The sequence below is a fragment of the Thalassotalea piscium genome, from assembly GCF_030295935.1.
Taxonomy (GTDB): Bacteria; Pseudomonadota; Gammaproteobacteria; order Enterobacterales; family Alteromonadaceae; genus Thalassotalea_B; species Thalassotalea_B piscium.
In genome coordinates this window covers 1,757,335-1,770,838 of sequence record NZ_AP027362.1, presented here as the reverse complement: position 1 = coordinate 1,770,838, position 13,504 = coordinate 1,757,335, and the positions used below count along the sequence as shown (strand labels likewise).

The following is a 13,504-nucleotide window of genomic DNA, read 5'->3' as shown; positions in this document are numbered from 1 at the left end:
CGTTATTTAAACAAAGGAATTTGGCTTTAATACGCTGTAAAAATGGCAATATGAAGGTCAATTGTGGCAAGATTATGGCAATATCGTCTTTAACAAGACGCACTTAATAATATTCGTTATAGTTCACCCATAAATATCACTTGTTAATACCTAAATATATATGTCAAAAAGAATTGCTATTGTTGAAGATGAAGCCGCTATCAGAGAAAACTATGCCGATGTACTAAGAGCACAAGGTTATCAAGTGCAAACCTTTGCCAATCGTGAAAGTGCTACCCAAGCTTTCACTCTACAATTACCTCACTTAGTTATTTTAGATATTGGTTTAGAGCAAGAATACGATGGTGGCTTTACTTTATGTCAATGGTTACGCACCTTATCAAGTACCTTACCTATAATTTTTTTAACTGCTAGAGATAATGACGTTGATACTGTTTCAGGCCTTCGCATAGGTGCTGATGATTATTTAACTAAAGATATTAGCTTGCCGCATTTAACTGCTCGTATTGCAGCATTATTTAGACGAGAAGATGCACTTAAACAACCATCGGCTAAAGAGCATATACTTAATTTAGAGCAGTTAGAGATTGATGTACAACGCATGACAGTATCATGGTTGTCTGTGCCACTTGATATTACCATTACTGAGTTTTGGATGGTTCACGCATTAGCGAAAAACCCGGGATTTGTTAAAAGTCGACAACAATTAATGAACGAGTCAAAAATATTTGTTGATGACAGCACCATTACCTCTCATATAAAACGAATTAGAAAAAAGTTTATTAAAATCGACCAAACATTTGACTGTATAGAAACCGTTTACGGTATGGGTTATCGTTGGAATACCGCCAACAGCAACGCTACCAATCACATAACCTCATCCGTAACTGACCAAGAGTAAAGTGAATTATTATAATGCGCATTAGATTTGGGCTTAGAGCCAAACTCTTATTACTCGCCAGTGTTTTGTTTACCATCCCTTGGTTTGGCTATCAATATGTGTGGGAAATGGAAAAATACCTACGTTATGGCCAAGAACAAACTATTTTAGGCACAGCTCGCGCATTAGCCACTGCCTTGCATGAAAGGCCCAACCTATTTAACAACCAAGCAAGCTTTTTACCCAGTGTTGAACAAGGGAAAGACTTTTATGGTTATGAATTAAAGCAAGCGATTCAATTAGATGGTTTGCCTAACGATTGGCCAAATTATGAAAATAGAATTCATTTATACAACCAACAAAACAGTATTAACCCACTACTCGCGAATATAAACTCCGAACATATGTTCACAGCTACAATCGCTAAATATGGTAAGTATTTATACTTATTTATCAGTGTTGTTGATAACAAAGTAGTTTTCAGGCCGACAAATGCACAAAGTATTGTTAATAATGACCATTTAGAAATAGCTTTGGTCGATAATAGCGGCGTTTTCAATCGATATATTATTGCTAACAAACAATCTGGTTGGTTAGATAGCTACCGTATTACTCATCTATCGGGCCCCTTTCCAGAGGTAGCCAACTTTATACAAGGACATTGGCTAACAACTCCCCAAGGCTACAATATTGAGTTACGAATACCACTCACTCATGTTGGTGATCAAATTGCTTTTGCTGTACACGATGTTGACAGCACAACTGAGGGAATATCTTCTAGCATTGGCTCTGCCGACCCTAGTCAAAAAGAAACCTTGGGCACAATTGTTGTGCCATCACCTGAAATAGAGCGCATTGTAAAAGGTATGAGCCATACTAATTCTCGTATTTGGGTGGTTGATCAACATAAACGGGTATTAGCCAGTGCTGGCGACTTAACTAAAGCCGGTGGTGTGTGGCAACGTACTCGTTTGCCTGATGACAATACAAACGGTAATAATTTAAGTCCTTGGCAACAACTTGAGCAGAATTGGTTAATTCCTTTGTATTATAAATTTCTTACAAAACCACCAAAGGCGTTTATTGATAATTTGTATGATACACAAAATTTAACTGGCCAACATATAGAAACGGCACTTATTGGTGACCCTTCCTCTCAATGGCGATTAACAAAAGACCAACAAGCAGTCGTATTATCAGCGGCTTACCCTATTTTTATCAATCAACAGGTACACGGTGCGGTTATTGTTGAAGAAACAACAAATGGTATCAGAACATTAAGAAACAAAGCATTAGAAAAATTATTTAGCGCTATTATTGCAATTCTACTCATTAGTGCTGTGGTCTTTTTATTATTTGCTTCTCGTATTTCCAATCGTATTAGCAAGTTGAGAAATCAGGCTGAGAATGCCATTGATGAAAATGGACGAATTACGGCAAGTATAACGGCTTCAACAGCAAATGATGAAATAGGAGATCTTTCACGTAGTTTCGCGCAAGTTGTAAACCGTTTAAGTCAATATAATCACTATTTGGAGGGAATGTCGTCGCGGTTATCTCATGAATTACGCACTCCAATAGCCGTAGTAAGAACGTCACTCGAAAACCTATCATTACATGATATACCCCAGCAAAGTCAACAATATATAGATAGAGCACAAGGAGGGATTGCAAGACTAAACGCAATTCTCACCAGTATGAGCGAAGCTACACGTATAGAGCAAATGTTAGTGAGCTGTGAACGAGTAAATTTCGATTTTAATCGAGTATTAAATGGTTGTATTCAAGGGTATCAGCAAGTTTATAGTACAATTAATTTTCATTATAAACCTAGCGATAAAGCACTTAGCATGAATGGTTCACCAGAGCATATCGCCCAGCTTTTCGATAAAGTGATTGCTAATGCTGCAGAGTTTAGTATTGACCAAAAAATATTTATAACAACTGAATACCATAGTAAAGAAGTGGTTGTACATATTAGTAATAACGGACAACTTTTACCTGAACAGATGCATGAGCGTTTATTCGATTCTATGGTGTCAGTAAGAAAAGGGAGTCAAGATACCCAACCGCATTTAGGTTTAGGCTTATATATAGCCAGACTAATTTGTCAGTTTCATCAAGGTAAAATTACAGCCACTAATCATCATAATCCGCAAGGAGTTACCATCAGTATGAGTTTTCCTAGGACCTAGCAACTAGGTCCAAAGTGAGTAGCTTATTCTATCCCTATGTATTTATGTACTTGTACAGATAAACGCCAGTTATTGTCTATGCAGGTTTGTATCGCTAACTCAGTTGCACGTTGTTTTTGACTAATAGGCTGTAAGTAAATTGGTGTGTGCTTAACATTATGATCTAACAAAAGCTTCTTTAGATCGTCAACGTGCTGTTCTGTTGCAACAGGGTGTTTAATTTCATTGGCACGCTGCATCGCACTTTCTAAAATAGCATAACCACCTTTCATATTTATTTTTGGAGAAACAGTTACCCAACAGCGCTCAGTGGTAAGTATCTCAAAAGTGCCTGATGTTTCTATTTGACAAGAGTAACCAAGCCTTTCAAAGGTGTCACATAACGGCGTTAAATCAACCATACAAGGCTCGCCACCAGTAATAACAATATGCTTAGCTTTATAGCCCTGCTGACTAAAAATATTGGCCATTTCATCTGCAGTTAGATGCGACCAATGCTCAGATTCTTGTTTTTTAGTTAACATATCATTAGATGGAATGATCAGGTTGGGATCTATCTCCCATGTATGCTTGGTATCACACCATGAACAACCTACAGGACAACCCTGTAGCCGAATAAATATAGAAGGCTGACCGGTAAATGCCCCTTCTCCTTGAATAGTTTGAAATAATTCATTAATTTTGTATTTGGTTGTTGTCATAGTTTAACGCTTTGCTTTAATGCCTAGGTAATTTAACGTAAAATGTCGCGATAAATATTATACCTAAGAGAGCTTACAAATGACTAACAAAGTTGTTGTTATTTTTTCCGGTGGCATGGATTCATTTACCGTGCTTAATCGCGCATTAAAAGATGGAAAAGAAGTTTTTGCTTTATCCTTTGACTATGGACAACGCCACGTAAAAGAGCTTGAATGCGCCAGCAAGGTCTGTAAATCACTTGCCGTAAGTCATAAAGTTATTGATATTTCGGCAATTAATCAACTGTTAGCGGGTTCTTCACTAACTGATGACATTGAAATCCCTGAGGGTAATTACGAAGTAGATAACATGAAGTCAACTGTAGTGCCAAACCGTAATATGATCTTAATTTCATTAGCAGTTGCATACGCAGTCTCAGTAAAAGCTAGCCAAGTATATTATGGTGCTCACTCTGGTGATCATAATATTTACCCAGACTGCCGACCTGAATTTGTTGAAAAAATGAATGATGTTTGTCAAATTGCTAATTACGATGCAGTTGAAATTTTCAGCCCATATTTAACTGTATCTAAAAGCGCAATTTTAACCGATGGTTTATCAATGGGGTTAGATTATAGTAATACTTGGACCTGTTATAACGGACGAGATAAGGCCTGTGGTAAATGTGGAGCATGCCAAGAACGATTAGAAGCCTTTAGAGACAACAACGCGATTGACCCCATCTCATATGAGTAAAGTTGACAGTATTTTAAAAGAGTAAATGTTCATACGTTTACTCTTTTTAAATGAAAACTCATGCGAGTTTAGCTTGCTGTAGCTAATTCCGTCGGCTTCACGTTTTGCTCAAAAAATGCTTTATGTAGTTGCTCAACCGCTAAGTTAGCTTGCTCTTCATTAACTAAAAAACATAAATTATGCTCACTTGCCCCATGACAAATCATACGAACATTAATACCGCTAATCGTATCAAAAATACAACTCCCCACTCCACTTTTTTGCTGCATTTTATTGCCAATTACAGCAATCAAGGATAAGCCATTTTCAACGGAAACTTCACATAATTTTTCTAACTCTTGAACAACTGTTGAATTTAGCAATGCTTGTGTTGTACCCGTTGGGTTATCAAAAGTCATGGCTACACTAATTTCACTAGTAGTAATCAAGTCTACACTTAGCTGGTGCTTAGCCAATACATTGAAGACTTTTGCTAAAAACCCACTTGCATGTAACATTGCAGGGCTTTTTACCGTCACTAATGTTTGCTCACGTCGAAGCGCTATTGACCGATACGTTGGAGTTGAGCTAACTGTTTTTTGAATATAAGTTCCACCTTTGTTGGGCTCTTTACTGGAACCAACAAATACCGGAATATTATGTCGCATCGCAGGAATTAACGTTGCTGGGTGTAAAATTTTTGCTCCAAATGTTGCCATTTCTGCTGCTTCGCCAAAACTAATTTCGTTAATCGCCCTCGCCTTATCGGTAATTCTAGGGTCTGTGGTAAATATTCCAACAACATCTGTCCATATCGCCAAGTTATCAGCATTTAATGCTTCAGCTAGTAACGCGGCACTATAATCAGACCCACCTCGTCCTAGCGTTGTTGTATTATTATCATAGTCTTTGCCAATAAACCCTTGTGTAACAACAACCTGATTCGTTAGTAATGGTACAAGTAGTTGATGACAGTTTTGTTTCAGTTTCTCTGTATCAACCACCGCTTTTCCAAAAGAACTGTTAGTTTGCATGACACTGCGAACATCAAAATATTGCGCGTTAACTTGAACCGTTTTCAATACTTGAGCGAAAATACGTGAGCTTAGCTGCTCCCCAAATGATAAAATAGTGTCAGCAATTTTCGAACTAACTTCCGCTGATTGCAGCTTGGCATACTCTGAAAGTTCTACTAATATGCCATCAACTTCTTGATTCAGTTCTGCCTGATTAACTAAGTTTTGAGTGATGTTATATTGAATATCACGCACTTGATTAATAATACTAACTTGTTCTGATGAGCTTAAATTAGCTTGTGATAAACGTACCAATAAATTAGTAACGCCAGCACTTGCTGAAACCACAACTACACGATTACCCGTATCGTTTTTTATAATATTTGCGCACCGCAACATTGCTGGGTAATCACCAACACTGGTTCCACCGAACTTGGCAACTGTTAATTTTGACATTTACTAAACCTCCCAAATCTAAATGTGTATAACATTTAGTTATTATATAAATACAAGGAAGAGCATGACTGAGTGGAAAGGTGCGTATATAAGCGAGCAGCTTGTCTTTTCAGCCAGAAGCTCTCCACCCTATGCGACTCAATTTAAAAGTTGAACCGCGGTGACAATCCTAAGGATTCAACCTTAGCGACCGAGCAACTCGTCTCCACAAGCTTTGTTGCCCTCGGCGTTAGTCCCCCTCATTTTCATTCATTGGAGTTGTGGCTCCTCTCGAAAACTACCTGGCTAACGCACCTCTTCTGGTGCTTAATATATAGAAGTTGTTCAAACCCAACACAAATTGAGTAATTATTCTAAAATAAGACATCGATATTAAACATTAATATAGTACGAATATCAATGGTCTTTTTAGTGTATTATTACCTAGAAGTTTTCATATGCAATGCCAACATTAGGTCGCACATTTTAACTATAAGGACTAGAGGCATCACTAGGCTTTAATAATAGCTAAGTGATATATTAAGTTATATACACTACAGATAAACTCGCTCCACTTGAATGTGCGGGATTTAGCTGGAATTAGAAACGTTTTTGACAAACAATGATTGAAATGAATGGTTATTCTCGGTAACTGATCCTGCGTTGCATTTCTTTTTAAGGAGATAACCATTAGTAAAAAATTGCGCCTTGATTATGAGTAGCTCAGACTTCCTTAAACGAGCATCTTCAAGTGGAACGGGTACAGATAACAAAAGGATACAAACTAATTGCTATGGATTTATTTTTCTTAAAAAAAGTTGCAACTGTAATGATAATGCCGCTTTCTATTGTTTTATTATTACTTTTAATTTCACTTATTTTATTTCATAGAAAGCCTAAACATAGCTTCAAATGTATGGTAACAGGGTTTGTTATTTTGTTATTGGCATCTTTGTCTCCTTTATCTGATCGTTTTATGTTGCCAATAGAGAGCCAATATTCAGCATTTACACGTTCAGCTAGCCCTGTTCACTATATTGTTATTTTAGGTTGCGGTCATACTACCGATGATGCCCTACCCGCCACTTCACAACTTAAAGCTTGCTCGTTACAACGTTTGGTTGAGGGTATACGAATATTAGGCATTCACCCCGAAGCAACACTTATTACATCAGGCGCGGCACTCGGTGACCCTGTAGCAAACGCAGAAAAAGTCAAACAAGCGGCGATGCTATTAGGGGTAAACCAAGCAAAAATTATAGTAGAGCCTTTTCCAAAAGATACAGAAGAAGAAGCAGAGCTAATTGCGCCCCGGGTTAGGGGTAAAAATGTTGTCTTAGTAACCAATGCAGACCATATGCCAAGAGCGCTGAAATACTTTACCGAGCAAGGCGTTAATGCCATTCCAGCACCGGCTAGCCCATGGGTAAAAGGATTTGATGATGATAAAGCCTGGGGCTATTATGTACCTAATGTTCAAAGTTTATCGAGAAGTACCAACGCAACTTATGAGTATGTTGGTCAATTGGTACAGTGGCTAAAAGCATTGTTTTAACCGCTGTAATACCATTACACAAAATAAAAACCCGCCCTCATTACACTGGGTTATCAATATCAATAAACTTAGCTTCTATGGCTAAGTTCTCATTGATATACTCAGCTAATGCTTTTGCACCATAGCGCTCTGTTGCATGATGTCCTGCTGCAAAGAAGTGAATATCCATCTCTGTTGCCACATGTGTTGTTTGCTCTGAGGCTTCGCCAGTTATAAACGCATCAATACCAAGCTCAGCGGCTAATTCAATGTAACCTTGCCCTCCGCCAGTACACCAAGCCACAGTTTTTATATGTTTATTCGAGGGTGGTGCAATATGCAGGCATTGGCGGTTTAATTGCGTTGAAATAAGCTGTGCAAAGCTTTCCCCATCGGTTTCCGTTGCAAGCTTACCTTGTATAGCAACACTTAACGGATTTTCAAGCTCTAAAGGGCCCGTTACTTCTATTGATAATAGCTTTGCTAGCTGTGCGTTATTACCTAAAACAGGATGAATATCCAGTGGTAAATGGTAAGCATACAAGCTTATTCCGTTTTCAATTAATGCTTTAATACGTTTGTATTTCATACCACTAATGACATACGACTCATTTTTCCAAAAGTAGCCATGGTGTACCACAAGAGCATCTGCTTTTTCTTTAATAGCTTGTTCAATTAATGCTTGAGTGGCAGTAACACCGGTAATGACTTTATTTATTTCTTTTTTACCTTCAACTTGTAACCCATTTGGGCAAAAGTCCTTAATTTGTTCAGGTTTAAGTAATTGATTGAGGTGTTGCTCAAAGTTAGTGCTTAACATATTTTTTCCATTAAGATTTTTTATTTTGTGAAGATGAATTCATCGTAGAGGCATTAACAGCTTCTAACTTAGCTCTTAACTTCCATTTAGGCTTAATTGGTGTGAGCGGTAATACCCTTTTTTTAGCAACAATAACATATACTGAGCCTAAGTTAGGTAAGTAATGCTCTGCAAATTTACGCCAATTACGCGCTACTATACCTTGGCTAATACTACCAACAAGCGTTGAATGTAAACACCGTTGATCATCTAAAATTTCATACCCCATTAGGTGTAACCAATCTTTTACTCGCATCGGTGAAAAAAAACGTTCACTCCAAGGTGTAACTTCTCGGCGATAAGGCATTAATTTATTTAAACCAACTAAACTAAAGGGATTAAAACCGGTAATAACTAAATAACCATTAGGTATTAATACCCGGTTTGCCTCACGAATAACATGATGAGGGTCAACTGAAAACTCTAATGCATGGCTTAACACACAAACGTCAATACTGTGTTCTAACAAGGGTAAATCATCAATATCTGCGGTAATGTCTGCTTTGTGTTTAGCCTCAGCCAAAACCATTTGATGTTTAATTGATGATAATGAAGTGTCTACGCTGCCACTTAATGCACCTATTTTAAGTAAATGATAACCAAAAAACTTAGGCCACCAAGGCGCTAATGCTTGATCTATATTATCAAGAATCAATTCACCATTAGGTAAATTTTTCCATGATTTAGGATAATGGGGTTGTCTAAAAGCTAAAGCTGGTTTCATCAATATCAAATGTTAGTATACTGTAGCTATCAGTATATTGAGGATATAATTCAGTGCCAACTAATTCTAACGAACTTATTAATATAAATCCCATTAAAGCGTTCAAAGATAATTATATTTGGGCTATTACAACTAAAGGAAATAACTTTTTAGTTTTAGTTGATCCTGGTGATGCCACTGTTTGTATAGATTATATCGAACAGCATAATTTACAGCTAGATGCCATATTAATTACGCATCATCATAACGACCATATTGGTGGAGTAGATGCTTTACGCGATTACTGTAATCAAAAAACATGGCCGCTTACTGTTTATGGTCCAGCAATTGAAGCAAAAAAGGCTAGCGATATAAAACTTGTAGAAAACGATACTGTAGTGTTAAAACATTTTAACCTTAGCTTTACTGTTATTGATCTACCAGGGCATACATTAGGTCATATAGCCTTTATTTGCGACGATATTCTGTTTTGTGGAGACACATTATTTTCGGGTGGTTGTGGTAGAGTTTTTGAAGGAACTGCCAAGCAAATGTATAACTCGTTAAATAAGCTAAGCAAATTGCCTGCGAGAACACGTGTTTATTGTACCCATGAATATACACTAGCAAATTTATCTTTTGCTTTAGCAGTTGAACCCGATAACCTTGATTTAATTGCCTACTATAATCAAGTACGAGTAATGCGTGAACAAGATGAAATAACGCTACCAAGTACAATCGGCAAAGAAAATTTAATTAACCCTTTTTTACGATGCTTTCAGCAAACTATTATGAGTAGCGCTACAGAATATGGCGGGCAGGCTGTTGAAGCTGGGCTAGAGACATTTACTGTGATCAGAAAATGGAAAGATAATTTTTAACACCAACTACTGACTATTGTTGAATAGTCTACCTAAATAAGTAACACTGTTGCCCAAATTGAATTGAACAATAATATATGAAGTATTTAACTTTTTCCATTACCGCTGCGCTTGTTTTATCCGGTTGTCAGTCAACGCTAGAACAAACAGAAAACAAATCTAATATCGTTATTAATCAGGAGAGTGTAGCCTCACCTATTGACATAACTGAAGCATTAACAGCCGATGGTGCTGTTGATGTTATTCACCCTGTAGACGATGTTGAGATTACCCTTACAGACAATGAAACCTACGTAACTGATGATCTTTGGCAACGAATAAGAGACGGTATAACTTTTGATATTCCACAAAACAAGCGCGTTATTTCACAACGCAACTGGTTTAGTCGAAATCAATCTTATTTAGATAGAGTCGCTAAACGTGCCGAGCCTTTTTTACACTTTATCGTTGAAGAGCTTAAAGCTAACGATATTCCAATTGAAATAGCATTACTTCCTATCGTAGAAAGTGCATTTGATCCCTTTGCCTATTCGCATGGTAGAGCCTCTGGTATGTGGCAATTTGTACCTGAAACAGGTACACGTTTTGGTATGAAGCAAAACTGGTGGTACGACGGCCGCCGAGATGTAGTTGCTTCAACAAAGGGAGCTATTGGATACTTAAAGTACTTACATAAATACTTTGATGGCGATTGGTTATTAGCACTAGCTGCATATAACTCAGGGGAAGGAAGAGTAAAACGCGCCGTAAAAAATAATGCACGTCGCAATATGCCAACTGACTTTTGGTCATTAGATTTACCTAAAGAAACTCGCGCGTATGTACCTAAATTATTAGCATTAGTTGATTTAGTTAAACGGCCTGAAGAGTTTGGCGTTAAGTTATACGAATTACACAACACTGGCGTGATCAGTCAAGTTGATATTGGCTCACAAATAGATTTAGCTAAAGCGGCTGAATTAGCCGATATTTCATTAAAGGAATTACAGCATTTAAACCCCGGTTATAATCGCTGGGCGACCGACCCTAAAGGGCCGCATTACCTTGTATTACCTAATTCTAAAATTGACGCTTTTAATCAAAAGCTAGCTAAGCTTAGTTCGAAAGACCGCTTATCGTGGCAGCGCTATCAAATACGCAGAGGCGATAGCTTAGGCGAAATAGCGAAAAAGTTTAATACGGACATTGGTGTTATTCAGCAGGTAAACAATATTCGAGGTACTCAAATACGCGAAGGGAAGCATTTATTGATTCCTGTTGCTTCAGAGGCCGCTGATAAATATATATTATCTAAATCTCAGCGCCTACAAGCAAAACAAAACAAAACCCAACAAGGCATTAAAAAGTACCACACGGTTAAGGCTGGTGACACTTTATGGGATATTAGCCGTGCATATAAGGTTGACTACCGAAGCTTAGCCAAATGGAATGGAATGGCACCACGCGACACATTAAAACTTGGCCAAAGGTTAGTTGTCTGGCAAAAAAATGCTATAGCAACAACTGCTGCAACACAACAGCCTAACGAAAGTTCAATTATGCGCAATATTATTTATCGTGTCCGTAAAGGCGATTCGTTTGCTCGTATAGCAGATAAATTTAACGTTACCATTAAAGATATTGAGCGCTGGAATAAACTTAGCAGAAATAAATATTTACAGCCTGGTCAAAAACTAAAACTGTCTGTAGATGTAACTAATAACATTTAATCGAATTATTAACTAACCTGAGTTCTGGATAACGGATGTACGATCAACACAGATAAAGTTATACTTTTCAATTACTTATTATAGAGCAATCGTATTGCTTATGTAGTTATATATCAATGTTATAAGTTTTGAGTGAATCAAGGCAAGTTTGCGTACCTAATAGCGAGCTATTAGTAGCAAATTTAACGCAGATACGCGCAAAAATCGTGACATTGACGTGCTTAGCTTATCCAGAACTCAGGTTAACTAACTTAAAAAGGTGCTATTTAGCACCTTTTTTATTTCAAGAATTACTATATTTCAGTAATTGCTAATGTCAGCATTTGTTTAATTTGTTTAATTATTTTTTCAGATGTTACAGGGTCATAAGCGCTAATTCTTGGTGTATGAATATGGCCGACAGGTAATAATGGATTATAACTGTTTCGCAGTAATATACTTCGATAAGAAATCTCGTTAGATAAATACCCTCCCCCAGAGCCTTCTACTGAAGTTTCATTTTGAAGTTGTTTTAAAGATGAAGCGTCGAATGTCCCCGTTAAAGTGCTTACCTTGTTATTATCATTAACAGAAAAATATCCTTTAGCTTGCTGCATTGCTTTAGCAGGCAAACTAAACTCAACAAACTCCTCCCCTTTTAACGGCATTTCATTTAATAAGGGAATTAAAGGGTTTTTAGCACTAGCTCCGGTTAGCACATTTAAATTATCAGGGGCTTCTGCACTTCGTCTAAGTGCAGGATACCTTTCTAAGTCAAATGATTTTCGCCCCATACTAATTGTTACAATCATATCTACGTTTTTCATATAAGGTGCAAGTAAAGTTTCAACCATACCCTGATCAAAGTCTTCAAAACGAACAGGGAAAATAAGCGTTTCAACTTCAGCTTTTATACCATCTGAACTAAGCGTTAAATCGTCTAATGCTAATGCAGCAATACCAGAAGGATTACTTTGATTAATATTTTTATCTAAAAAGAAAGGATCAAAGCCTGTAACCAGTATTTTTTTATGTGTACCTTGATCAAAACGAATATCTTGTTGACCACGAGACAATAATTCGAAGCTCCATAGTATCTTTTCTTGTTGCATTGGTAATAAGTCATTAAACACTTTTGCTTTACGCAGTGCCGCTTGCATTTGCAGTCTAGTCCAATACAGTGATCGATCATCCATTTGGCTTTGCTTTGAAAAGTCTGAAACCGCGTCTTTCCACAAGCCAGTTCCATGACGAATAATAAGCTGAGTTAATGCAGTATAGTTTCTTGCAATTGTTATTTGCTCAACAAACAGCTGATAACGCTTTTCTAGCCGAGTAAAAACCTGTGGCATAGTTTCTTGCGCCAATGCAATACGGCCCTCTTCAACAGTCAACTCATTCATGTTGTTAGCAAGGGCAAGGGGATTATGTAGCAAAGTGCCTGCAACTATTGCGGTAAAAATAAGTGCAGGTTTAAATTTATTAACTAACATTTGCTTGCTTTGTATCCTATTAAAATTCATATATTAAACTCAGATGTCGTTATTAAAAGATAAACAGTTTATTAATTTTTGATGGGTAACAACTTAGTAGATTACATAAGCTAACACAAGCCACGAAAAACAAAGAATACCCTCTCTATTAGTAATAAATTGGCTTTTATACCAGTTTCATCAATTAAGTGATCTATTTTATACGCAATGAAAACAGCCAAATACAAGGCATTTATTTTCATAACGAGTTGTTCAGGGCAATTATGCTCCAGCATTGCCTACATAAGCTACATCCTTGTAGCGATAATTATAAAATAAATAACGCAGTAGTTGACTATTTTAGCCCGTAGAAATGATCACATAGTTAGTAAGATTGGTATTATATCGCTAATAATCTTTTATAT

Annotated in this window: 11 protein-coding genes and 1 riboswitch; of the genes, 6 read left to right on the top strand and 5 right to left on the bottom strand. The window is 37.1% G+C overall.

Features of this window, described 5'->3' with window-relative positions:
* Positions 1-160: 160 nt before the first annotated feature.
* On the top strand, positions 161-901 hold the full coding sequence (pdsR, locus tag QUD79_RS07620; protein WP_184426442.1) for a proteobacterial dedicated sortase system response regulator: 741 nt from the start codon (positions 161-163) through the stop codon (positions 899-901).
* Positions 902-912: 11 nt separating this feature from the next.
* Positions 913-3,075: a proteobacterial dedicated sortase system histidine kinase gene (pdsS, locus tag QUD79_RS07615; RefSeq protein WP_184426466.1), complete on the top strand. Its 2,163-nt coding sequence runs from the start codon at positions 913-915 to the stop codon at positions 3,073-3,075.
* Positions 3,076-3,098: 23 nt separating this feature from the next.
* Here the strand turns inward: pdsS and queE are convergent, their stop codons facing one another.
* A complete protein-coding gene (gene queE / locus QUD79_RS07610) occupies positions 3,099-3,776 on the bottom strand; it encodes a 7-carboxy-7-deazaguanine synthase QueE (RefSeq protein WP_184426440.1) in 678 nt (225 codons plus the stop codon).
* A gap of 79 nt (positions 3,777-3,855) precedes the next feature.
* Here queE and queC point away from each other — a divergent pair, with 79 nt between their 5' ends.
* Positions 3,856-4,512, top strand: a complete 657-nt coding sequence (queC, locus tag QUD79_RS07605) for a 7-cyano-7-deazaguanine synthase QueC (protein WP_184426430.1) — start codon at positions 3,856-3,858, stop codon at positions 4,510-4,512.
* Positions 4,513-4,580: 68 nt separating this feature from the next.
* On the opposite strand, the gene lysC is transcribed toward queC, so the two are convergent.
* Positions 4,581-5,963, bottom strand: coding sequence for a lysine-sensitive aspartokinase 3 (gene lysC, locus QUD79_RS07600; protein WP_184426428.1), 1,383 nt, complete (start codon positions 5,961-5,963; stop codon positions 4,581-4,583).
* A gap of 109 nt (positions 5,964-6,072) precedes the next feature.
* A riboswitch (Lysine riboswitch) is annotated at positions 6,073-6,270 on the bottom strand.
* A gap of 465 nt (positions 6,271-6,735) precedes the next feature.
* Between lysC and QUD79_RS07595 the strand changes: the two genes are divergently transcribed.
* Positions 6,736-7,497 (top strand): ElyC/SanA/YdcF family protein, encoded by a 762-nt coding sequence (locus tag QUD79_RS07595; protein WP_184426426.1) that lies wholly within the window; start codon positions 6,736-6,738, stop codon positions 7,495-7,497.
* Between the two features lie 40 nt (positions 7,498-7,537).
* Here QUD79_RS07595 and QUD79_RS07590 read toward each other — a convergent pair whose 3' ends face one another.
* Together QUD79_RS07590 and QUD79_RS07585 are read right to left on the bottom strand one after the other, a co-directional pair.
* Positions 7,538-8,296, bottom strand: coding sequence for a Nif3-like dinuclear metal center hexameric protein (locus QUD79_RS07590; protein ID WP_184426424.1), 759 nt, complete (start codon positions 8,294-8,296; stop codon positions 7,538-7,540).
* Positions 8,297-8,306: 10 nt separating this feature from the next.
* Positions 8,307-9,059 carry a class I SAM-dependent methyltransferase gene (locus QUD79_RS07585; RefSeq protein ID WP_184426463.1) on the bottom strand — a complete coding sequence of 251 codons (753 nt, stop codon included), beginning with the start codon at positions 9,057-9,059 and terminating at the stop codon, positions 8,307-8,309.
* Between the two features lie 53 nt (positions 9,060-9,112).
* Here QUD79_RS07585 and gloB point away from each other — a divergent pair, with 53 nt between their 5' ends.
* Together gloB and QUD79_RS07575 are read left to right on the top strand one after the other, a co-directional pair.
* Entirely contained in the window at positions 9,113-9,919 is an 807-nt protein-coding gene (gene gloB, locus QUD79_RS07580; protein WP_184426422.1) for a hydroxyacylglutathione hydrolase, read from the top strand.
* Between the two features lie 77 nt (positions 9,920-9,996).
* Complete coding sequence (locus QUD79_RS07575) at positions 9,997-11,628, top strand: LysM peptidoglycan-binding domain-containing protein (RefSeq protein ID WP_184426420.1); 1,632 nt, start codon at positions 9,997-9,999, stop codon at positions 11,626-11,628.
* A gap of 293 nt (positions 11,629-11,921) precedes the next feature.
* Here QUD79_RS07575 and QUD79_RS07570 read toward each other — a convergent pair whose 3' ends face one another.
* Positions 11,922-13,100, bottom strand: coding sequence for a PA0049 C-terminal domain-containing protein (locus tag QUD79_RS07570; RefSeq protein ID WP_184426418.1), 1,179 nt, complete (start codon positions 13,098-13,100; stop codon positions 11,922-11,924).
* Between the last annotated feature and the right edge of the window lie 404 nt (positions 13,101-13,504).

Excerpts from the sequence above, each read along its gene's own strand:
- pdsR (WP_184426442.1), top strand. The coding sequence starts at position 161 with ATGTCAAAAAGAATTGCTATTGTTGAAGATGAAGCCGCTATCAGAGAA.
- queE (WP_184426440.1), bottom strand. The coding sequence starts at position 3,776 with ATGACAACAACCAAATACAAAATTAATGAATTATTTCAAACTATTCAA.
- queC (WP_184426430.1), top strand. The coding sequence starts at position 3,856 with ATGACTAACAAAGTTGTTGTTATTTTTTCCGGTGGCATGGATTCATTT.
- lysC (WP_184426428.1), bottom strand. The coding sequence starts at position 5,963 with ATGTCAAAATTAACAGTTGCCAAGTTCGGTGGAACCAGTGTTGGTGAT.
- QUD79_RS07595 (WP_184426426.1), top strand. The coding sequence starts at position 6,736 with ATGGATTTATTTTTCTTAAAAAAAGTTGCAACTGTAATGATAATGCCG.
- QUD79_RS07590 (WP_184426424.1), bottom strand. The coding sequence starts at position 8,296 with ATGTTAAGCACTAACTTTGAGCAACACCTCAATCAATTACTTAAACCT.
- QUD79_RS07585 (WP_184426463.1), bottom strand. The coding sequence starts at position 9,059 with ATGAAACCAGCTTTAGCTTTTAGACAACCCCATTATCCTAAATCATGG.
- QUD79_RS07575 (WP_184426420.1), top strand. The coding sequence starts at position 9,997 with ATGAAGTATTTAACTTTTTCCATTACCGCTGCGCTTGTTTTATCCGGT.
- QUD79_RS07570 (WP_184426418.1), bottom strand. The coding sequence starts at position 13,100 with ATGTTAGTTAATAAATTTAAACCTGCACTTATTTTTACCGCAATAGTT.